This is a genomic window from Aquirufa rosea (assembly GCF_004118285.1).
In the GTDB taxonomy this organism is placed as follows: domain Bacteria; phylum Bacteroidota; class Bacteroidia; order Cytophagales; family Spirosomataceae; genus Aquirufa; species Aquirufa rosea.
Genome location: NZ_SDHY01000003.1, coordinates 190,126 through 213,212, shown reverse-complemented (window position 1 = coordinate 213,212; position 23,087 = coordinate 190,126). Strand labels below are relative to the sequence as shown.

The window sequence follows — 23,087 nt, the reverse complement described above, 5'->3', positions numbered from 1 at the left end:
CAAAAAAGACCCTCTTATGGAGGGTCTTTTTATTTTAATATTAACAAGGGAAGCCCTTACCCGTTATTTTTTCAGCAACCAAATATCAAATACCTTCGAATGTTGCCTCCAGTTTAAATGTGATTCCTCTGGCTCATCAAATGAAACCGATATTTTTCCATCACTTACAAACTTAGGATTCAGGGGAAATTCTTTGAATTCCTCCACACCTTTATTGTATAAGGTCGGTTTGATACGCTCTCCATCCACTCGCAATAAAGCATCTCCTTGTCCAGAAATCCGAATCATATAAGATCCTTTAGGGTCTAAATCGGTATATTCCAATTGAGGAAAATTTTGGAATAATTGCGTAGACAATCGGCGCCTACTAAGCCCATTATCCCACCAAGCTACATCGGTGGCATCTTCTGTACGAGTTTTCACTCTAGGACCTTTCAATGGATCGGAAATATTATCATAATAGCTTCCAGCACCTGGATTTTCCCATTTGGCAATCACCTCTATACGCGCTAGTTTTTCAGCATCATCCTTCATTTTTTTAACCTTTTCAAATTCATCTTGTAACCACCAACGATTGTTCAATGGATAATCGATAAAATCCAAGATGGCTCCACGTTCATAACCACTAGCCTTATATTTGGGCACACTAGTTTGTAATCCGATGGATTGAAATAGGGCTTCACAATAATCAACGATTTTCTGTTTTAATTCCGGTGAAGCAGGTTTACGATCTGCCTGATTGACTTTATCTAGTGCTAAGGACATTGCCTGGTCTGCACCTAGAGATTTAGCTTGATTCAAAATAGCATTAGCATCTCTTTCTAGCCCCTGCTCATATGCCTTTCTTCTCTTGATGAAAGTATCATAATAGGCACGCATCAACAATTGCTGCCAACGCCAATTTCCTTGTAATTCTGGATGAGATTTTTCTAGATTTTGCCAAAATACAAAGGTGGTTTCAATCCCTCCATTTTCTTCTACAGGTCCTACCCAGTTCCTTTCTAATGCCAATATTCCATCAGCAGCAGCTTCCGCCACCCCATTTCCAAAAAAGTACCTAGCATATTCCACCATAACCTGTCGCACCTCTTTCTCTGTATTCCATGCCATTTGACTCCAAATTACCTTGTTCACATCATCATGAACCCCATCGGAATAAGAAATAAATCCGTCCGTAAAAGGCGCAAAGCGGTTATGAATTTTGGCATAATAAGAGGGTTGTGGATTGGTCACTTCTCTGCCTTCAGTAAGCGCAAAAGCCTGATCCCAATTCTCCGTTGGGTATTGGCAGCGAACCGTATGGGTTAAATCAGGGTAATGACGATGTTGGTATTTCTTATCCAATCTAAAACGAGTGCTGGCTAAATCTGGACTACTTGGACCTGTAACCAACCCCGTAAACCAATCGGGTTTATTTTGTTCCAAATACTCATAAAAATAGTTCACCTGCTCATCTGTAAAGCCTTGCAAGGATAACCAAACTCCAGCCTTGGGATGATATTTTTTCAATTCCGCAGCTACCGCCTTCAAAAAAGGTAATACGTATTTTGGGTGATTCTCCCCAGGATCACCGCCCGGAAAAAAGACTCCATCTAATCTAGGGCATGCCTTATAAAATTCGACATGGGCTTTCAATTCCTCTTGAAATTTTTTAGGATCTGCTAAATCAACATCTGCAGGAGTCCACACCCAATAGTCTAAATCATATTCCTGGCACATCTGACTCATTTTTACATGCATCAGTTCACGATCTATTTTCATGTGTGGACTGGCCGCGCCATCTTGAAAAGGAATATTCTCAATGGCATTAGTTCCAAAAAAAGCTAGCTCACGGAAATAGCGTTCAAACTGTTTAAAGTCCCAAGCATCCCAGGAATTGGCCGTGTTTCTATAACCGATTTGATGCCCTCGAATAGGGTACATCGGAGCGCTTGATTTTTCGTACTTTTTGTCAAAGGCAATTTTTTGTTTGGTCAACTCAGCTATCCGCAAAAATTCCCCAATGGCAAACAAAATCCCTCTTTGATCCGCTCCAATCATCCAAAGAATATCTTTACCAGCTACTTGCTGATGCACCAATCTGAAGCCCTCTTTTTGAACTGAAGTCTGATCTGATGGGCTTAATGTGGGTAAAGGAAAACCATTAACTTCCCGACTGCTCTTATTTGCTAATATTATGAAGGATGTTTTTCCTGGGGTACTTATGGGTAATTTAAGGGACGTTTTCAAGGTGATTTCCTCTTGCAATACTGCGAGCATTTTTTCTTTAAATGGAGAGGCTATGTCGGACGAAGCCAAAATACTTGCCTTGGAAAAATCAATTAACTGCCCATGTAATCCATATTGAAAGCATAAGACTAGGGCCAAAAGTAGGTAACGAAAATGATTCATTTTCATGTTGTTAAAAGGTAAAAGGTTTAGATATTTAGGTAAAATTGGAATTAAATACTTTCAGACTTCACTTCTATGTGCTGATCAAGACCTTGAATAGCTTTCAATTCGTTAAAATCAGATTGCAACTTATCAGCAAACAACAACATATCAGAGCAATGCAATAAAATATTGGACCCAGCCTCAAGCCACTGCTTCTGCAAAGCCAAACTTCCCCGGTAACCGGTATGTCCTCCCACCGAAACGCCTAATGATTTAGCCTTTCGTATAACAGATGTACTTAATTCAATGAATTCCGTGGATTGATATTTTTCAGGCATCTCGTACGAGGTAGACAAGTCATGAGGCCCTATCACAAATCCATCTACCCCTGGACCACTCACCGTGGAAATACTAGCAAATTTTTCCAGATTTTCAACAGCAGATTGACTCTCAATATTTAATAAAAGCGAATGATGCTGGTTATGTTTTTGAAGGTAATTAGTAAATTCCGCATCGGGCTTTTCCTCTCCGTGTAAAATTCTATCTAACTTTTTCCCTTTCAAGGGACGGTATTTTACAGCACCTACCAATGCTAGCACTTCCTCTACATCCTCTACATAAGGCACAAGCACCGCACCTGCCCCAGCATCCAAAGCTTGAGTGGCCAAGTAGGGACTAGGCTCTAAAATACGAACTACGGGGTTAATTCCAGCGGCCTTAAATGCTCGACACATCCAACTTAAGGTTTCGGGATTGTAGGCGACATGCTCTGCACAAAAAAAGACAAAATCTAATTTCAAGCTTACAACTACATCAAAGCTTTTGGGGGAAGTCGAAGTTATGAGAGTTCCAAAAAGCGGCTTTCCTTGGTATAAAGCCATTTTAAAGTCGTGGCCAATCATGTATTAAATAGGTTTGAAAGCCCAAAGGAAAGAAAATTTAACTAATTATTGAGCTGATTTTTGATAAAATCAATACCTATTTAGTTTTCAGTCAAAAGCTTCTCCATATCTTTCACACATTGCTCTGCTTCCAAAGCCAGTGTCCCATTGTATATACCCCGAATTCTTCCTTCTTTATCCACCAATATCATATGCTCTGTATGCAGAAACTCAGTACTATCTTTGGTGAACCCTATTTCCTCCTCAGCAAAATAGGACCTACGAGCCAAATCATAAATATTTGACTTTGAACCTGTTAATAAATGCCAATTCGGTACATCTATGCGTTTTTCTTGAGCAAATTTATTTAAGGTCGGAACATCATCAATCCATGGAGTAACTGAAAAGGACAATAATTCCACCTGAGGATGAGCCCGAAACTTGTGGGCCACAGTCTTCATTTGGGAAATCATTTCTGGACAAATATTCCCACAGCGGGTGAAAATGAACTGAGCTACATGTATTTTCCCTTTAAGCTGATCATGCGAATAAGTATTCCCATGATGGTCCTTTAAATAAAAATGATCAATATGATGATTAATTAGAGCTTTTGCTTCCTGCTTATCTAAAAAATATGGACTAAAATCAGGACCATTGTAATAAGGAATGGAAGAAACTTGTCCACCTTCTTGACAAGAAAACAGGAGTGCCAAGAAACTAATTTTTAAATATTTTCTCTGAAATATTCCTACAATTCTTTGTCCCCAAAAGTCCATAACGCCTCCCATTCTCCATCCAATAATTTGATTTAATTTTTCCATTATCGTAAAACATTTTTTGAGTCCCTTGCTCATGTCCTTTTTCATAATGCATTTCTCTTATTAACTGACCGCTTGAGTTCCACTCTCTACAAAAGCCTTGGTATTCGTCATTTTCAAATTCAAATACCCTCATCCTCTTGCCATTTTCCCACCAGGCTTCATATGTACCAATCTTTTTACCTTTCTGAAATGTCCTAATTTCAAACAGTCGACCAGATGGATAATATTTTCTCCAAACCCCATCTTCCAAGCCTTGAACATAATGCTCAACACTGGCCGTATCACGTCCATTGGGGAAAAGTTGAAATAATCCCCCGGTATACATTTTCTGATTTACTCTCAATCTATCTGCCTCCCAACTTATGGTCATTGGATCTTTTAAGAGCATTTTTTCCTCGGGTTGTAGGCAGCTAAGCAAAGCCCAAGCCAAAAAACTATTGAGAAACAGTACCCGCGCTTCCATAAAAGCCACTTCCATTGATATAAGGATCCGTACTGGTGATGTGATAATGATAAATACCATTGGGGAATTCCGTGGTACTATGTGAATGGCCGTGATAGGCGTCTAAAGAGGAATTTTGTACCGTTTGACCATTCTCTTCTGGCCCATATACGGGAAAACCATCCAATAAAAAACCCAAAAGAGCAGATTTGGAAGCTTTTACTTGTGTCAGATATAAAGGTTCTACATGATAATGATAGGAACCTGTTTGCTGTGGATGCCCCCAATATTGATCAAAACTATTGATTTCATTCGTTAATGGTTGACTCGGACCTGCATACTGATTAAAAAGAGGCACACCATTTAAGGCTACACCTATAGGCCCTAGTGGAGTTGCTTTATGTGCCGGGTCCATCTGTGGATTAAGAGGAATTTTAAATGTATATGATTGGGTAGAAATGGAATTCGGATTTTTAGCAAAATTATTTCCTCCAAAAGTCTTCCCTGTAAATGCCTCATAAAGTGCATTGGTGCCAGAAAAATAAGCACTTTTATGATCTGGCACTCCTGTAGTTTTAATAGTAATATAAGTGCCATCATTGGTGATCGAGGTAGCTCCATAAATCTTAGAATATACGGCAGGAACGGCTACAGATGCAGCAGGACTTATAGTCTCAGATGAATTTTTACAGGAAATACCCAAACATGCAGCAAGTGGGAAGATGAAGTAAAATCTCATAGGTAGCAAGTTTATTTTTGTAAAAATATTAAGTTGTTTTTGAATAAAACCAAGTACTTGTCTCCCCTAATAGTTCAATAGTCGATTTTATCAACATACTGATAATTTATTACGATAAATACTTACAGTTACTTTGACATATATCAAAAAACTGATAAACATAATCACATGTAAAATAAACTTGAAAGGGAAAACGTTTTCCCAACGCTGTCAAGGTTTGGAACCTTAACAGCGTTAAAATTTTGCCTGCAAAGTCAAGTAAAAACTTCTACCATCAGATGGTAAAATTCCGGGACCCGGGTAACCAGTTGCGCGACGGGTGAAATACATGTTATTTGCCAGGTTATTGATATTAGCTTCTACTTTATAGCGCGAAAATTGATAGGAAATCCCTAAATCCATCACTTGATAGGCTGGAATTAAACCGACTACTGCAGAAACTCCTCCCTCCCGGGCATTGGTAGCTTCGGTAAACTGATCGGATAAATTAGTATACTGAAAAGATGCTTTCCAATGTTTATTTCCTACCCGTAAACCTGCCTTGGTATTCCATTGAGGTACAAATTCCACTTGCTTACCCACTATTCCTGGGATTTGGCTGGCCTTATACTCTGATTGAATCCAAGCAACATTTCCAAATACCACAGCGCTAAACTCATTATCAGGAGCTAAAGAACGCCATAGATCCACCTCACCATAAGACTCTATTCCCATAATGACTGCTTGGCCTATATTCCCCCTTCTTCTTAATACTCGATTATTTGAGTCATAAAACTGAACCTCACCAATACGATTATTATAATTCAAATAAAATGCACTGACATCGAAATTGTATAAGCTAGTTTCATTAGTTCTCAGACCCATGTCTACTGAGAAGCCCTTTTCATCTTTCATTTCAGGATCAATCACCTGAGAAGGATTGGCTATCCGCATATCGCTAAAAGTTATGGATCGGTAATTTTGAGATACATTACCGTACCATTCCAAATGAGTGCTAGGCTTATAACTTAGACCAATACCGCCCAGCACGAAAGATCTTTCATTGGTTCTCGATTCATTTGTTCTAGTGGCAGAAATAATATTCCCCGCTAAATCAAATTGTATATTACCATAAAATCCATCTGCTCTGGTGTGAATGTATTCGGCACGAATTCCAGGAGTAACAGAAAATTTTTCACTCAGGTAAAAAATGTTCTCAATAAAAAACGAGGCATTGTTATTGGGGAAACGATAATCATTCGCAATAGCATTCTGATTGTTGATAAATTCAAAATTGGCCGATTTATCCTTGCTTCCTAAACCCTGAATACTATGATTAAAACCATGGTAATAACGAGTTCCCGCTAAGAAAACAGACAATTTTTCCCCCATAAAAAACCTTTTCAAGTACCGAGCCTCCGCACCCCAGTTAGAGAAATCACCAGTAATCAAATCTCTTTCTGAATTATCATCCACGCTTGCCACTCGGTTAGGTCTAAATCCCACAGAATTTCTATAAGCAGAAAGTCCAAATACGCGCAAATTGACTTCATTGAGTGCATCAAATTTGTGATCAAAATGAAGCGCCCATAAATTCCAGTTAACCTGAAACCAATTTCGCTCACGATTTGTCTGACGAGGATTTTGAGCAAACATGGCGTCTGTCAATCCTCCAGGTTGGTGAGCTAAATAATCCATATGAGTAATATCAATGCCTATGCTGGTTTTATCTGACAAACGATAATCAACATCCGCATAAAAATTATAACTCTCAAAATCGGAATTGGCCCTCCAGCCATCAGCTCTCTTGTATTGAAAAAATGTATAATAGGAAAGTTTATTCTTAGTTCCACTAGCGCTGGTAAAGGCATTATAAAAACCAAAAGAACCCCCACTTTGCCTTATAAGCAGTTCCAATTTTTTATCCATTAGAGGTTTTTTCATGACAAAATTGATTAAACCTCCAAACTGAGTTCCGTATTGCAAGGAAGCTGCTCCTCTAACTACTTGTATTTTACCCACTGCCTCAATAGGTGGCGTGTAATAACTTTCTGGATATCCCAAGGCATCGGCACTAATATCATATCCGTTTTGTCGAACATTGAAATTAGAAGTTCTGTTTGGATCTAATCCTCGTCCTCCAATACTCAATTGCAATCCTGCTCCATCATTCTCCCAAATATTTAATCCTGCCACCCGAGAGAATACTTGTCTGGCATTATTCGTTGCTAAATTAGCAACTAGCTGTTCAGGTAAAATCACTTCTGTCTTTTTGCCCTCATAAATCCCCATACTCTCCACTGATCGCATTCGGGTGAATCCAAAATCTGTTTGCTTTTGACTGACCACTACCTCATTCAAAGTCACATTTAATGAATCAAGGTATATTTCTAAGTACACATTCTTATTTTGAATGGTAATTTCTTGTTGAAAGGATTGATAATTGGTAGCGAAAGTATGTAATACGTACTTACCCTTGGACAAATTTTTAAATTGAAATTCGCCCGGTGTATTTGTCGAAGTTCGAGGATTACCTTGGTTGAGGTACACCTGACAGCCAGACAATGGAGCGTTTAATTTTTTGCTATAAATTTTTCCTGAGATGGTAAATTGAGCCCAAAGTCCAAAACTGACAAAAAACAAAATAATCGTATTAAAAACCTTTGATCGTATCATGAAAGGGTAATATCCAAGTTTTATGTAAAAAAGTATCTTGTTCTTTGGCTAAGTCAGTATTGGGATTTATCAATGCTTGCCCTAATCTTCCATTTAATGCAACATAAGAGTCCACGTAAACCTGGGGCGACTTAAATCCCATTTTTGCATAATAATCCCTTAAATAATGGGCGTACTGCAAAATCATATCAGGTTGGGTACTCATCATCTTTTCCTGCAAAGTACTTAGGTGAAGTGTATTGTTGACTACGAGTTGTTGCCCCGAAGTGTCCTTTACTGTAAACTGTGCATAACCAGCTTTCTCCATCAACATCACTCGCCAGGAGAAACGATAACCCTCCTCTGTCCAAAATAATTCCCCGGGATAAGCCAAATAACGAAATGGGAAAAGTAATTGAAACACAAAAAATAAGCCTAATAACTTTGACACATAAGCTGGTGGATTATACACCGAAGAGGAAGAGTCTTTACTAATAGGTAACTTCCATAAACATGTCAACTTAGCCAATATTTTCTCGTGAAATTGAACCGAAAAGAATATCAATGCAGCCACCATCATGATATGCGGAAACATACCTATGGGGAATAGTAAGGCGGTTAATAAATGAAATACAATGACCGCCAAGTAGGCCCATGGTCGAGTTTTCTGATTCCACAATAAAAAAGGTATGCTGAGATCATACAAACATCCAAACCAAGAAAATAAGTATGGAACCCAAGAAAAATTAAATAAAAAGCCGATAATGGGCATGTCATTTCTTGCGGGCAACCATATACTCAAGGGCTGCGCGTGTAATAACCAATCACTATTTATTTTAGCTAATCCGGCGTAGAAATACAGGATGGCCATCATGAATTTGATGGTATCTATATTCCATTGGGGTATCAAAATAGCTCTAAGTGATTTATTTCGGTAAGCATCTATTGAAAAATATGTATGAGCCGGCAAAAAAATCAAAAGAAAACAGAGTAAACTGATGAAATAATAATGGTTCAAATAGGTACTTTTATCAATTAATTCAATATAGGTAAAACTCAAAAAAAGAGAGATGGAGGCTATCCGATAAAACAGCCCAATGGCTACCAAAAAGGCACTTAGGATACAAATAACAAATAATACATAGGTATACTCCCCCCAAGGCTTTATCCATTCAAAACCATAATAGTTAAAGAAATAAATAGGCTTTATGTACAGGGATTCTATCCAGCCTTTTGCCCAAAAGCGAAGCAAACTACCCAATAGCATTAAGCCAAAGCAGATTCTAAATACTGCTAAAGGCGCGGGAGAAATGGTCTTTTTAAGATATTGACTAATCTCCATCATTATCGGTATAGGTAATCGTGATGCTCATAGCGGAAGTCATATCCACTTTTAATAATCGAGTCGCTTTTTGCATTTCATTATAAACCGCAATCATAGCCGAGTTGTTGTTTTTAACCTCCTCATATAAACTTGGCTTTAGGGCATCTATTTTAACTTTGGAAGCTTCAAACTGAGCGTTAATGATATCGCTCAAATTTTTACCACTGGCACTATCTTGAGCTTTCAGGGCATTCAAATAGGTCTTAATGGATGGCCCCTCGGCACCTGTTTTTACAGCCTTTCCATTAAAAAAGTCGACATAGGCTTGGTGAGCCGTTTTCGCCAATAGCAAGGAGATATCTTTTTTATAATAGGCCTCCACTTTCTCAGGTGATGGTACGCCATTTAGCATAGCACCAGAAGGAATACCAAATTTCCCAGAACGAATAAAACGCTCATAATGAAGTACAAATCCATTAATCATCAAGGAAGTAGAGGAAGAAATATCTAATCCGGTTTTACTAATAAAAGTATCTCGATAAGTAGTATTCCATTCCGTGATAACCTTAGTAAGCAATGTATTCATGCGGGTGGTTAATCTTTTAATGTAGGCTAATCTTTTTACTCCTTCAGTAGGATTAGTATAAAATGCCAAAATCTCAGCATCGGTTTTACCTACGCCGTTGATCAAATAATCTAAAGCAGGAAATCCCTGCTGTGCATAGGAAGCTGGCACTTCCAAGTTGGCATTGGGATCCGAAATATTGGCCAAAATTCCATTTTCACTTGCTGGGTAGATATTGAAAAAGTTACGAATGGTTTGTTTTTCTGCCGGGCCAAAATCAAATAATTCGACTTTTTGCCATGCCACGTAAGCCTCTACCCAGGCAGACCTAAAAGATGTTAAATTGGCTTGAGTAGGCTGACTGCTAAATACATCTGACTGCTGTTGCATAGCATCAAATTTGACTTTAAAGTCAGCATAAGAAGGAATAATTACCTGATCTGCCAAGTGGGTCAAAATCGGCTTACGATCCTTTCCATCTTCTATCGGGGTAGGTATTTCAGTAGTTCCTGTGCCATTCGATCCGCAGGCCCACAAAAGGCTAGTCAAAACAATTAATAGATACTTTTTCATCTTGATAGAATAAACAAAACAAGGCCATAGAATGCATTCCATGGCCCCGAACTCTTTATAATTTAAACTTGGTACTGATGACTTCAGAGGCCGCATTGATTTTATCATTCGTCAAATCCCAAAATCCGTTGGTCGAATTGATTAAGGCATTTAAAATATCATCGGAAAATTTGGCATCTATATTATAATAATTACAATAGCGTAAAGAATAAATAAAACCTAGTCCTTCCCCAATGGCATGTGCCCTTGCGGCATCTGTGGTACTGGTTTTCCACTTTGCCAAATAACCTACTGCAGCAGAGGCAATAGCCTTCTCAGATTCACTCCGAATAAATGCGGCTTGCTTTTTCAGTTCGGTCATATCATTGTTTACAATGGCAGCACGTCCTTTTAAGAAGGCCAAATGAAAATTGGCATAATTGGCTTTATTATACTCCCAAATGTAAGAGCCTAAAAAAGATTCAGATGTTCCCCTTGTCGCATCAGTAGAACCGGCCAAATAGATAGGATTCAAGGTTAATAAGGCATAGGCCTCGTCCCAATTATGCTCCAGAGCGGAGTACTTTTTACCTTCAACTACCACATAATTATTGGCGTTCAACCCCGTGTTCAACAGGACATTGTTAATATAGTCAATCTGTAATGCCCCAATCAATGATTTTTGAATAATCTGGGCTGTTTCAATGCCTTTCGCATCCACTAAATAAGTTCCAAGTTTTCCCGCTGCACCTTTGGAGGCCGTATTTCCCACAGAATTACTGATAGTTGCCATATCCAAAAAGAGAGCGTCAATTCGTGCACGGGCGGCTTCGGCCTCAGTATTTGACTTAGAACTAGCAGTAATATTGCGCAATTGGAATGCTGATGAGTTCAAATCTTTGGCTATAACTCCTAAACTAGAAATATCAGTAAATGAACTAGCAGAGTTAGTATACATGGCCTTCATTAAATTGGCATCCAAGGCTTTATTATCACGAACGGCAGATCCCATATAATAATTCAAGGCCATAAACATTCTAAGACGAGTATTTCCAGAAGTAAAATCTACAGTAGTATCACCTTTGGCATCGACAAACAGCTGCTTATAAGGTGTAGTCGCGGTTAACTTAGAATAATCAATTTTTGAACGAAGGTTAGGCTGAACGTCGTTACTATTTTCACAGGAAAATAGACCAAAAACAGTGGCAAAAAGGGAAATAAAATACAGTTTATAGGCTTTAATAGGCATAATTATGTTGTTTAATTTTATGTAGACTAATTATAAATAACAAACAAAGCTATTCCTTATTTAGAGTAATTCCAAATAATTTGATTTATTTATTTATTTAGAATTAATTTAAATAATGGTCGCTAAAATTCAATCGAAAAATGATCAATGGACTATTTACCAAGCAAGAATCCACGGAGATGATTTTTTGACTTTTATGGAGTGACTTTGAATCAAGCTTGACATATCCCTATACTATTAAATCCATCTACTCCGTTAATGGGGATAGCCAGTTAAATCAAATCCAAATTTGAAGAACCAAGAAGTTTGATATCATGATAATTTAAACTTTACATAACAGGTATTAAAAAATCTTTACATATTAAACCTATTTTTTTGCTCAAAAATCAGACTTTAATATTCTTGAAAAATTTAAAGTTGCTCTGAATCGACTTACATATATATACATACGTTCGAAATTGTTTTAAGTACTTGAAAAGTCGATACTTAGCCCTATTTCAAACTATTTTAAATACATTATTTATTTATTTTTTTATTGTACTATTCCAATGAAATACCGTGAAATAAACCATTCCGAAAAATAAATAAGTGTTTTTTGGGTGATTAAAGTGTGTAAATAATTCAAACTGATACTTTATATTACGAGATAATTCTGTCGACCATCAGACTAATTGTGTCGATTAACCCTTTAACCATCGTTTGTATGAAAACAAAATTTATTAGCAGTAATGCGGTTTTGCTTTTGGCATTTTTGCTTTCGATGTCATGGATTTCCATGGGTCAAGGCAAAGGGTCCACGGTAACTGGTACAGTTACTGATGAAAAAGGTGAGCCGCTCATCGGTGTCAACATCATCCTCAAAGAAACAAGTAAAGGAACTACTACCAATGTTGATGGTAAGTATTCCATCAGCGTAACCAATGCGCAAAGTAAATTAATTTATTCTTTTGTGAGTTACGAGTCGAAAGAAGTAACCGTAGGAAACCAGAGTGTTATAAATATCAGCTTAAAACCTGATGCTAAAAGCTTATCCGAAGTAGTCGTGGTAGGTTATGGTGTTCAGAAAAAAGCTACAGTTTCTGGCTCTGTTGTTTCTGTCAAAGGAAATGAATTACAAAAATCACCTAGCGTTAACTTGAGTAACTCCCTGGCAGGAAGAATGGCCGGTGTGGTTGCGGTTAACCGAAGTGGAGAGCCAGGATATGACGGGTCTTCCATCCGTATTCGTGGTGCTAATACTTTAAACAACAGTGATGCTCTTATCGTAATAGATGGTATTCCCAATAGAGCGGGTGGACTTGACCGTTTGAATCCAGCAGACATTGAGTCAGTTTCTGTATTGAAAGATGCCTCAGCCGCCATTTATGGTGCTCGTGCAGCTAATGGGGTTATCTTAATTACCACCAAAAAAGGTAAATCCGGAAAGCCTGAATTATCATACTCATTTAACCAAGGTTTCTCTCAGCCTACCGTTGTACCGGCATTAGCTAATGCAGCTCAGTACGCAGGTATGTTGAACGACTTGGATATTTACCAATTACCCGTAAGCCAATGGGCCGATGCTACCAGAGCATACAAAGAAACTGGTGTATACAATGGCCGTAAAGCTCCTTATTCCCCAACAGACATGAAGTTGTACAACGATGGATCAGATCCATGGTTACATCCAAATACTGATTGGTATGGCGCAACCTTAAAGCCTTGGTCTCCTCAATCTCGTCACAATGTTCAAATGAGTGGTGGAGGGGAAAATATTAAGTATTTAGCTTCTTTAGGTTATCAAAACCAAGATGCATTCTACAAAAATTCAGCAACTGGTTATCAACAATATGACCTTCGCTTGAATTTAGATGCTAAAATCAACGAAAATGTCAATTTATCAATTGGGGTATTAGGACGTGAGGAAAATCGTCGCTTCCCAACTAAACCAGCAAGTGCTATCTTCCGAATGCAAATGCGTGGTAAGCCGAACCAGCCAGCATTCTGGCCAGATGGTCGCCCAGGTCCGGATATTGAAAACGGTGAAAACCCAGTGGTAATCACTACCAACCAAACAGGTTATGACCGTGATAAGCAAAGCTATTTCCAAACTAATGGACAATTAGACATTAAACTTCCTTTCATCAAAGGTTTAAAGTTTACAGGAACTGCCGCTATCGACAAGCGTTTCAGAGATACTAAACGTTGGGAGACTCCTTGGACTTTATATGAAAAAGGAACAGGATTTGAAGCAGATGGGGTAACACCTATTTTGGTACCTAGTAAACGTGGACCTGCTGAACCTCGCTTGACTCTAGGAAATGAAACTCAATTAAACATTTTATTGGGAGGTATTTTCACCTATGAAAGAAAGTTCGCTGATCATGGTTTAACTGTTTTAGCAGGAACTAACCGTGAAACAATCAACGGGGACAACTTCAATGCTTACCGTCGTTTCTTTATTTCTACCGCGCTAGATCAAATGTTTGCTGGTGGTGACTTAGAGAAAAACAATGGTGGTGGTGCTTATGAGAGAGCTCGTTTGAACTATTTCGGTCGTGTGGCTTACAACTACAAAGAGAAATATTTAGCGGAATTCTTGTGGCGTTATGATGGTTCTGATATTTTCCCTCCAGAAACTCGCTATGGTTTCTTCCCAGGTGTAATGGCTGGTTGGGTGATGTCGGAAGAAAATTTTATCAAAAACGAATTGCCAGTCATCAATTACTTGAAGTTAAGAGGTTCTTGGGGACAAATGGGTAATGACCAAATCGCGACTTACCAGTATTTGTCGACCTACGGATTTAGATCTTATATCATCGGAAACGTAGAAACTAAGACTTTATTCGAAACCAAAATCCCGAACAACAATATCAAATGGGAGGTGGCAACGAACTCAGATATCGGTTTAGAAGGTACTTTATTGAATAATAAATTAACTTTTGAATTAGACTATTTCTACAATAAAAGAACAGATATCCTTTGGGTAAAAAATGCTTCTGTACCACAGTCGACAGGTTTAACTCTTCCAGCACAAAATATTGGAGAGGTATCTAACCAAGGTTTTGACTTCACTTTAGGTTTCCGTGACCAAGTGGGCGAGCTTACTTACAACGTTGGTATCAATGGAGGTTATGCCAAGAACAAAATTTTGTTCTGGGATGAGGCTCCGGGAGCTCCAGAGTGGCAAAGAACTACTGGAAGACCGATGTACACTTACCAAGCTTACATCTATGATGGCGTATTCAAAGACCAAGCTGAGATTGATGCCAACACCATCAACTACAAAGCGATTGTTAACACTTTACGTCCTGGTGACATGAAGTACAAGGATTACAATGGTGACGGAAAAATTACTCCAGATGACCAAGTACGTAATGACTTTACACAATTGCCTTTATTCCAAGGTGGATTTAACCTAGGAGCCCAATACAAAGGATTTGATTTAACTGTCTTATTCCAAGGAGCTGCCGGTGCACAACAATATGTAAGTGCTGGCGAATCTGGAAACATTGGTAACTTCTTGTTGGATATTTATCAAAACCGTTGGACGGTAGAAAATCCAAGCAGCGTACACCCTCGAATTGCTAACCGTAGTGATCAATACTACTCAAGTAACAATACATACTGGTTACGTAGTACGGATTACATTCGTTTGAAAAACTTAGAAATTGGCTACAACATTCCTTCTTCGGTATTATCGAAAATTGGTTTGAAAAACTGCCGAGTTTACACGAATGGTTTGAACTTATTGACTTTTGATAAACTGAAAGTGTATGACCCAGAATCTTCCAACGCTACCGGTCAGTACTACCCACAGTCTAGAATCGTAAACGTAGGTTTGACAGCTACTTTTTAACTCATAAACACTCGTATTTATTATGAAAAAAAGAAACATAATCATTGCACTAGCATTTTTTAGTACAATATTCACCAGCTGCAATGACGATTTTGTTAATACAAAGCCGCTGGACCAACTATCTGAATCAGTTGTTTGGACCGACCCTAACTTGGCCGAAGCATTCGTTACTGAATTATATGGCGGTTTGGGAAATGGTGGATTTGACGAACAAATGTTAGCTTCTCTAACAGATGAAGCGTCATTCACACACCCAGGTCGTGGTATCACTACCATCACGGAATCTCGTTCCAATCCAGCGGATATTGGCTGGGTAAATGGTACACTTAGCTGGCAAAACATGTACACTCGTATTCGTGCATGTAACTTAGCCTTGACTAATTTGAAAAAAGCTACCACATTCCCAACGGCTCTAGTAGAGCGTTTAACGGGTGAAGCTAAATTCATGCGTGCCTATTTCTACCACCAATTAGTTCGCTACTATGGTGGGGTACCTATTGTAGACAAAGCTTATGCTTTAACGGATACAGACTTCCTGACTCAAAGAAATACTATGGAAGAATGTATCAACTTCATTGTAAAGGATTGCGATGAGGCAGCTGCATTATTAAACGGTAAGTCCTTAGCTTCTGGAAGAGGAAGTAGAGCAGCTTGTCTAGCACTTAAATCGCGAATTTTGCTTTATGCAGCCAGTGATTTATATGATGCTACTACTGCCAAATCTAAATCTACTGCCATGGCATCATTTGCTACACCAGCCATCTTAGCCTACACATCTTCTGATCGCGCGGCTCGTTGGACTAAAGCTAAAGATGCTGCTAAAGCGGTGTTAGATTTACCAGGTTTAGGTAATGCCCTTAACTTAAGTGCTCCAGCTGAAAAAACAGACGCTATTACCAATTACCAGAACAACTCTTTAGCTAGAAATGGTGGTGAAAAAGAATTAATCTTTGCTCGCTATTTCATCAATGCTAAGCAGGAGAATGGTGGTCGTATCGGTCTATTCAATGGTCCAAACGGATACCACAACTGGGCAGGTAATGCGCCAATTCAAAACTTTGTGGATGATTATGAAATGATGGACGGTAGTAAATTTTCTTGGTCTAATGCAACGCATGCAGCTAGTCCATATGAAAACCGTGACCCTCGTTTTTACGCTACATTGTTGTATGATGGTGCCAACTGGAAACCGAGAACGGCTGACGTAGCTTCTAAAGACCCAATGAATCAAATTCAAACAGGACAATATGAGCTTTCTTCAGGTTCTGGAAAAGTTTCTTACTTTGGTTTAGATACACGTAAGAGTACCGTAGAGGACTGGAATGGTAGTTATACTGGGTATTATTTCCGTAAATTCACTGATCCTAACCCAGCGATTGTTGACCAAAATACTTGGCAGCAAATTCCTTGGCCTTTCTTCCGTTATACAGAAGCTGTGTTGAACTACGTAGAAGCCTGTATTGAATTAGGTCAAGATGCAGAAGCACGTGCTTGGTTGAACAAGATCCGTTTCCGTTCAGGTATGCCGGCTATTACCGAAAGTGGAAGTGCCTTGCGTGAGCGTTATCGTAATGAACGCCGCATTGAGCTTGCCTTTGAGGAACACCGATACCATGATGCTAGACGCTGGATGATTGCTCCAAGCACTTTAGGAGCCAAAGTGAAAATCATCAATGTGTTTGGAGCTTTAAAACCGGGTAAAACGGTAACTCTTTACAAATACGATCCAAGCAGCTACGATTATTCTTATAAAGTAGTGGAAATGGACCCAGGAAAAGAAAACAGAACCTGGTTAGATAAGATGTACTTCTTACCTATTCACCGTGATGAGATGAACCGAAATAATAAATTGGTTCAAAATCCTGGATATTAATCTAGTATATTTATAAGGAAATGGTAAAGTAGAAATGCTTTACCATTTCCTTTTTTCATTATCTATCTATATTAAACCGTGAACAAATATTTTGCTCTACTTCTTATCATCATTAGCTTTTCTTGCCAACAGGCGAAAACTGACAAAGAGAGCAATCCTGAACCCCAATTATTTCAGCTATTAGGGCCTGAAAAAAGCCAAGTCACCTTCGAAAACAAAATAGTAGAGGGTCTCAATACTAATGTACTCATGTATGAGTATTTTTATAATGGTGGCGGAGTGGCCACGGGCGACTTAAACGGGGATGGAAAAACCGATTTATATTTTTCCAGTAACATGGAAAATAATCACTTATACCTAAATCAAGGAAACTTAGTTTTTAAAGAAGTAGCCGAAAAAGCAGGGGTCACTGGCAGACCAGGCCCATGGAAAACCGGAGTTTCTCTGGTGGATATTAATGGTGACCAAAAACTAGATATTTACTTGTGCTATTCAGGAAATTTACCTCCTGACAAAAAAAGAAATCAATTATTTATCAATCAAGGAAATGATGCGGCAGGTATTCCTATTTTTCAAGACGAAGCGGCGGGTTATGGTTTAGATAGCCCTGCCAACAGTACACATGCTGTATTCTTTGATTATGACAAAGACCAAGATTTAGACATGATTTTGGTCAATCATAACCCTAAATCACTACCCATCTTAGATGAATCCAGCACCGCTGATCTACTCCGTAAGGAAGACCCGAACAGCGGTTTACGCTTTTTCATTCATAAACAAAAAGGCCACTTTGAAGACCAAACCAGCAGCTTAGGAATAAGTAGCTCTACCCTATCCTACGGCTTAGCTGTGGGTATATCCGACGTAAATGCGGATGGTTGGTTGGATTTTTATGTGTCCAATGACTACACCATTCCAGATTATTTATACATCAATCAACAGGGAAAGAAATTCAAAAATGTCATTCAGAAAAGTATGGGACATAGCTCCCACTTCTCTATGGGAAATGACATTGCGGATGTTAATAATGATGGGATGCCCGATGTATTTACCTTAGATATGCTTCCAGAGGATAATTTGAGGCAAAAAAATTTAATGGCTCCCGATAATTACGAAAAGTTTAATTTCAACGTAGCTGTGGGATTTGGGCATCAATACATGCGAAACATGCTCCAATTGAACCAGGGCATTGACCCCAACACGCAAGAACCTAGATTCCAAGAACTAGGTCAAATGGCAGGAATTTCCAATACGGATTGGAGTTGGAGTGCTTTGTTTGCCGACTATGACAATGACGGTTGGAAAGATTTATACATCACCAATGGCTATTTGAGGGATTATACCAACCTAGATTTCCTAAAATACATGGGTGATTATGTACAGAATAATCAAACATCCATTCAGAGACAAAATGTATTGGAATTAGTTCAAAAAATGCCTGCTTCCAACATCAGTAATTACATGTTTAAAAACCAACAAAATGGTTTGTTCAACCAGGTAACCCAAGCCTGGGGCATGGAAAACACTTCCAATAGTAACGGAGCCGCCTTTGCGGATTTAGATGGAGATGGCGACTTGGAGATTATTGTGAATAACATCAATAAACCTGCCTTTATCTTTGAGAATAAATCGAATGAGTTAAAAAAAGAGCATAAAAATTTACAAATTGAACTCCAAGGTACAGGTTTAAACACCTTGGGATTAGGTGCAAAAATCTGGGTATACCAGCAAGGTAAAAGTCAATATGTAGAACAAAACTTGTATCGAGGATATCAATCATCTGTCTCTCCCATTCTCCATGTAGGATTGGGTAAAACCAAGGCAGATTCCCTCTTAATCATTTGGAATTCGGGTAAAGGGCAACGATTAAAAAATATAAATTCCGCTAAAATTATCCTGAAAGAATCAGAAGCAGGACCCATTTCTAAACCTAGTGCTTTAAATGAAAAACCCATTTTTGTTACCAAAAAGGCTCTTCAAACAGGTAATTTCCAGAATCAGGATTTCAATGATTTCAAACGTCAAACGCAAATCAGTATTCCACTTTCACAGGTTGGGCCAATCATTACCAAAGGAGATATAAACGGAGACAAACTGGAAGATATCTATGTAGGAAATCAAGGCAAAGGTGGAAGTATTTACCTGCAAACAAGCTCAGGTGAATTTAAGTTACTTTCTTCGGGTATACCACTAGAACAAGGTTTTTTAGATAATGATGCACGCTTTTTTGATGCCGATGGAGATGGAGACTTAGATTTATGGGCAGTTAGCGGAGGTTATGGTCTTATGGAACCCAATGACCCTCATCTAGCGGACCGCCTGTACCTCAATGATGGAAAAGGAAATTTCAAGAAATCGTCTCTTCCCTTGCCTAGTCAAGGTGTTAGTAAATCGTGCATTCAAATCATCGATATCAATCAAGATCGCTTGGCTGACGTCTTTGTGGGTGGTAGAGTGATTCCTGGGAGGTATCCTGAATGTCCAAAATCCTTTGTTTTGTTAAACCAAGGTGGTGGTAAATTCAAAGACGTCAGTGCACAGTTCCCGGCTATCCAGCAAGCAGGCATGGTAACCGATGCGGCTTGGGACGACTTAAATAATGACGGTAAAAAAGAATTGATTTTAGTGGGGGAATTTATGCCCATCAAAATTTTTAATTTCCAGGCAAATAGTGCACAGGAAAGCACCAGCCAGTTTTTTGAACATTCGCCGCAGGGATTATGGAATAAGATTAGAGTTGAAGATTTAAATAGGGATGGTAAAAAAGAAATTCTAGTGGGTAATCTGGGATTAAACAGCCAATGGAAAGCGTCTGCGGAACAGCCCATGGAGTTGCATTTTAAAGATTATGATCAAAATGGTTCCATTGACCCAATCTTGTGTACTTATGTCAAAGGGGAATCTTTCCCGTTCATGACTCGAGATGAGCTGCTCGACCAGATGAGTATCATGCGTACCCGATTCACGGATTACCAAAGTTTTGCGGAAGCTAAATTTTCTGACATCATCACGGATGAAGAACAGAAAGGGGAACAAATTTGGACAGCAAATGAATTGAGAACTTCGCTTTTCCAGATGAATGCTCAAGGAAAATATGAATCGAGGGACTTACCATGGGAGGTACAAAGTGCACCAATCTCCGCCATTGCCATCGTCGATCTAGATGGAAAAAATGATTTAGATATCGTATTGGCAGGAAATATGATTCATGCCAAATTGAGAATTGGTCGCATGGATGCCAATTCAGGCTTACTTCTAAGATCAATTGGAAGTTTAACCTATGAAGCGCTTTCGCCCCAAAAAACAGGGCTATGGTTACAAGGTGATGTCCGTTCTTTACAGATCATAGGAAAGCAATTATTGGTAGGTATCAATCAACATGGAGTATTTCAGTTTAATATGTCTTCTCGATGAAAAAATGGGTCTTAATATTTTCCGTAATAGCATGCTGGGCCTGCAAGCCAGAAGCTAAAAAATTGGAATTTGCTGGAACAGAAATAGACAAGGTGGTTCAAGAAATGACCGAAATGATGATTCATGATGTCAGCAACCCTCCATTAGCCATGCGCTTTTTTTCTTATGCAAGCCTAGCAGGATATCAGGTCATGACCGAAGCTGATCCCAATTTAGATGCCTTCCAATATAAATTAAACGATTATCCCAAATTTGACAAAGGAGCACCCATCGAAGCCCCCGAGTTCACGGCCATGCTTGCCATGATGGAGGTCTCTCAAAAAATGCAGCCTTCGGGAAATAGGATAAAAGCATTTGAATTGCGCTACATTGATTCCTGTCGTAAAGAGGGATTATCAGATAAAATCATTCAGTCATCCACTCAAAAAGCCCAAGCGGTCGCCAAAGGTATATTAGCCTATGCCAAAGCAGATGGCTATAACAAATTAAGTAATTTCCCTAGGTACACTCCAAAGAAAAGTCCAGGCTCTTGGTATAGCACCCCTCCAGGATATTTTCCTGCCGTAGAACCTTATTTTTACCGTATTCGAACATTCAGTTTAGATACCAACAAAATTACGGAAGTCCCTGCGCCGGCACCCTACTCGGAGTCGAAGAACTCTACTTTCTACCAACTGAGTAAGGCGGTCTTTGAGGCAAATAAATCCGAAGAAAACTTAAAAATTGCGGCATTTTGGGATTGCAATCCTTTTGCTTTAAATGACCAAGGACATTTGTTAATCGGAATGAAAAAAATATCTCCAGGTGCCCACTGGATGGGAATTGCCGGAATTGCCAGTGCTCAAAAGAAAATAAGCTTTGGAAATAGCTTGGGCATTCGAACTGCGTTGGCCACTAGCTTGATGGATGCCTTTTGGATTTGTTGGAGGGAAAAATACCATAGCCATCGGATTCGTCCGGAAACGGCCATTCGAAAATTGATAGACCCAGGCTGGAAACCGTTTTTACAAACTCCCCCTTTCCCCGAATATCCTAGTGGCCATTCCACGGTCTCTACGACGGCTGCCATAGTACTTACTCATTTTTTTGGACCAAATTTTGCCTATACTGATACCGTGGAGAAACGATATGGCATAGATGACCGTTCCTTTAAATCATTTGAGGCTGCCGCCCAAGAAGCCAGTATTTCTCGCTTTTATGGTGGTATACATTACATGGATGGTATTCAAGCTGGTCAGCTGCAAGGACAAATGATTGGAAAAAACTTTTTAACCTTATTGAAACATGAAAATTAACATCATAATCGTTGCGCTATTTCTGTTATGCGGAAATGCAATCGCACAAAAAATCTCAAAAGAGGAATGGGAGTCTATGTTTAATGGAAAAGACCTGACCAATTGGACACCGAAAATCCGAAATTATCCTGCCGGAATGAATTTTGGAAATACCTTTCGGGTGGAAGATGGTAAGTTAGTCGTGCGCTATGATTCAGCGGCTTATCCAACTTTCAACGAGCAATTTGGACACCTATTTTATAAAAAGAAATTTGGCTATTACCGCATTCGTTTGAATTACCGCTTTGTGGGAGAACAGGCCAATAAAGGACCGGGTTGGGCATTTCGAAATAGTGGCATCATGGTGCATGGACAAACGGCTGAAAGCATGGGCTTGAAGCAAGACTTTCCTGTTTCCATTGAGGTTCAATTATTGGGGGGCAATGGCAAAGACAAAAGAACCACTTGTAATTTATGTACTCCGGGGACCAACGTAGAAATGAATGGAAAGCTGTTCACTCCGCATTGCATCAATTCACAGTCGGACACATTTCATGGCGACCAATGGGTGCAAGCCGAAGTGCTCGTTTTAGGGGATTCATTGATTCGTCATTATTCTAATGGCAAGGAGGTATTGTCTTACCAAAAACCACAAGTAGGTGGTGGCAATGTCAGTGGTCAAGATGTGATTTTCGGAAAATCAGGTGAGCTGATTAAAGAAGGTAGTATTTCATTACAAAGTGAAAGTCATCCCGTAGAATTCAAGAACATTGAGATTTTAAACTTGGAAGGCTGTCTGAATCCAGAGGCCTTGAATTACAAGACCTATTATGTAAAATCTAAACCTGAGGCTTGTCAATTTAAACGGAAAAAGAAAAAATAAATGCAATCGGGATGCCTGATGAATAAGGCATCCCGATTCGTTTTCTTCAAAAACATATCCAAGAAACATCTCCAAAAGGAATCTTTATTCCACTCTACTACCACACAATTTCCTCCTTTTCAAAGATTCTAAGAAAGCTAAATCGGTAATTTAATGCAGGCAATTGTATTTAAATAAACGAAATTTGGCTAATTTGGACGTTCAGAAAATTAAACATCCTGTCAT

At 39.0% G+C, this 23,087-nt stretch carries 14 protein-coding genes; 5 read left to right on the top strand and 9 right to left on the bottom strand.

The annotated features are described in order from the left end of the window. Nucleotides 1-63: 63 nt before the first annotated feature. From ESB04_RS06045 to ESB04_RS06005, 9 genes are all read right to left on the bottom strand, one after another. Nucleotides 64-2,391: a hypothetical protein gene (locus ESB04_RS06045; RefSeq protein WP_129026831.1), complete on the bottom strand. Its 2,328-nt coding sequence runs from the start codon at nt 2,389-2,391 to the stop codon at nt 64-66. 50 nt (nt 2,392-2,441) lie between these two features. Further along, complete coding sequence (locus ESB04_RS06040) at nt 2,442-3,275, bottom strand: HpcH/HpaI aldolase family protein (RefSeq protein WP_129026830.1); 834 nt, start codon at nt 3,273-3,275, stop codon at nt 2,442-2,444. 80 nt (nt 3,276-3,355) lie between these two features. After that, nucleotides 3,356-4,075, bottom strand: coding sequence for an SCO family protein (locus ESB04_RS06035; protein WP_235832183.1), 720 nt, complete (start codon nt 4,073-4,075; stop codon nt 3,356-3,358). Next, nucleotides 3,972-4,538, bottom strand: a complete 567-nt coding sequence (locus ESB04_RS06030) for a toxin-antitoxin system YwqK family antitoxin (protein WP_205749479.1) — start codon at nt 4,536-4,538, stop codon at nt 3,972-3,974. The genes ESB04_RS06035 and ESB04_RS06030 overlap by 104 nt, the downstream gene beginning before the upstream one ends. Then, entirely contained in the window at nt 4,510-5,256 is a 747-nt protein-coding gene (locus tag ESB04_RS06025) for a YHYH protein (RefSeq protein WP_129026828.1), read from the bottom strand. Before ESB04_RS06025 ends, ESB04_RS06030 begins: the two co-directional genes overlap by 29 nt. Before the next feature lie 234 nt (nt 5,257-5,490). Beyond that, complete coding sequence (locus ESB04_RS06020; protein ID WP_129026827.1) at nt 5,491-7,911, bottom strand: TonB-dependent receptor; 2,421 nt, start codon at nt 7,909-7,911, stop codon at nt 5,491-5,493. Further along, nucleotides 7,889-9,235 (bottom strand): HTTM domain-containing protein, encoded by a 1,347-nt coding sequence (locus ESB04_RS06015; protein WP_129026826.1) that lies wholly within the window; start codon nt 9,233-9,235, stop codon nt 7,889-7,891. The genes ESB04_RS06020 and ESB04_RS06015 overlap by 23 nt, the downstream gene beginning before the upstream one ends. Next, nucleotides 9,222-10,352, bottom strand: a complete 1,131-nt coding sequence (locus ESB04_RS06010; RefSeq protein ID WP_129026825.1) for an imelysin family protein — start codon at nt 10,350-10,352, stop codon at nt 9,222-9,224. Before ESB04_RS06010 ends, ESB04_RS06015 begins: the two co-directional genes overlap by 14 nt. Nucleotides 10,353-10,407: 55 nt before the next feature. Continuing rightward, nucleotides 10,408-11,580, bottom strand: coding sequence for a DUF4856 domain-containing protein (locus tag ESB04_RS06005; protein ID WP_129026824.1), 1,173 nt, complete (start codon nt 11,578-11,580; stop codon nt 10,408-10,410). Between the two features lie 703 nt (nt 11,581-12,283). Between ESB04_RS06005 and ESB04_RS06000 the strand changes: the two genes are divergently transcribed. From ESB04_RS06000 to ESB04_RS05980, 5 genes are all read left to right on the top strand, one after another. After that, nucleotides 12,284-15,418, top strand: coding sequence for a SusC/RagA family TonB-linked outer membrane protein (locus tag ESB04_RS06000; RefSeq protein WP_394343739.1), 3,135 nt, complete (start codon nt 12,284-12,286; stop codon nt 15,416-15,418). Nucleotides 15,419-15,440: 22 nt separating this feature from the next. Next, entirely contained in the window at nt 15,441-17,291 is a 1,851-nt protein-coding gene (locus ESB04_RS05995) for a RagB/SusD family nutrient uptake outer membrane protein (RefSeq protein ID WP_129026823.1), read from the top strand. 78 nt (nt 17,292-17,369) lie between these two features. Then, on the top strand, nt 17,370-20,705 hold the full coding sequence (locus ESB04_RS05990) for a VCBS repeat-containing protein (RefSeq protein WP_129026822.1): 3,336 nt from the start codon (nt 17,370-17,372) through the stop codon (nt 20,703-20,705). Beyond that, the gene (locus ESB04_RS05985) at nt 20,702-22,000 is read left to right on the top strand and encodes a vanadium-dependent haloperoxidase (protein WP_129026821.1); all 1,299 of its coding nucleotides are present in this window, start codon (nt 20,702-20,704) and stop codon (nt 21,998-22,000) included. The genes ESB04_RS05990 and ESB04_RS05985 overlap by 4 nt, the downstream gene beginning before the upstream one ends. Then, nucleotides 21,990-22,862: a 3-keto-disaccharide hydrolase gene (locus ESB04_RS05980; RefSeq protein ID WP_129026820.1), complete on the top strand. Its 873-nt coding sequence runs from the start codon at nt 21,990-21,992 to the stop codon at nt 22,860-22,862. Before ESB04_RS05985 ends, ESB04_RS05980 begins: the two co-directional genes overlap by 11 nt. Nucleotides 22,863-23,087: the final 225 nt, after the last annotated feature.

Excerpts from the sequence above, each read along its gene's own strand:
- ESB04_RS06040 (WP_129026830.1), bottom strand. The coding sequence starts at position 3,275 with ATGATTGGCCACGACTTTAAAATGGCTTTATACCAAGGAAAGCCGCTT.
- ESB04_RS06015 (WP_129026826.1), bottom strand. The coding sequence starts at position 9,235 with ATGATGGAGATTAGTCAATATCTTAAAAAGACCATTTCTCCCGCGCCT.
- ESB04_RS05985 (WP_129026821.1), top strand. The coding sequence starts at position 20,702 with ATGAAAAAATGGGTCTTAATATTTTCCGTAATAGCATGCTGGGCCTGC.
- ESB04_RS05995 (WP_129026823.1), top strand. The coding sequence starts at position 15,441 with ATGAAAAAAAGAAACATAATCATTGCACTAGCATTTTTTAGTACAATA.
- ESB04_RS06045 (WP_129026831.1), bottom strand. The coding sequence starts at position 2,391 with ATGAATCATTTTCGTTACCTACTTTTGGCCCTAGTCTTATGCTTTCAA.
- ESB04_RS06030 (WP_205749479.1), bottom strand. The coding sequence starts at position 4,538 with ATGGAAGCGCGGGTACTGTTTCTCAATAGTTTTTTGGCTTGGGCTTTG.
- ESB04_RS06035 (WP_235832183.1), bottom strand. The coding sequence starts at position 4,075 with ATGGAAAAATTAAATCAAATTATTGGATGGAGAATGGGAGGCGTTATG.
- ESB04_RS06025 (WP_129026828.1), bottom strand. The coding sequence starts at position 5,256 with ATGAGATTTTACTTCATCTTCCCACTTGCTGCATGTTTGGGTATTTCC.
- ESB04_RS06020 (WP_129026827.1), bottom strand. The coding sequence starts at position 7,911 with ATGATACGATCAAAGGTTTTTAATACGATTATTTTGTTTTTTGTCAGT.
- ESB04_RS05980 (WP_129026820.1), top strand. The coding sequence starts at position 21,990 with ATGAAAATTAACATCATAATCGTTGCGCTATTTCTGTTATGCGGAAAT.
- ESB04_RS06010 (WP_129026825.1), bottom strand. The coding sequence starts at position 10,352 with ATGAAAAAGTATCTATTAATTGTTTTGACTAGCCTTTTGTGGGCCTGC.
- ESB04_RS06005 (WP_129026824.1), bottom strand. The coding sequence starts at position 11,580 with ATGCCTATTAAAGCCTATAAACTGTATTTTATTTCCCTTTTTGCCACT.
- ESB04_RS06000 (WP_394343739.1), top strand. The coding sequence starts at position 12,284 with ATGAAAACAAAATTTATTAGCAGTAATGCGGTTTTGCTTTTGGCATTT.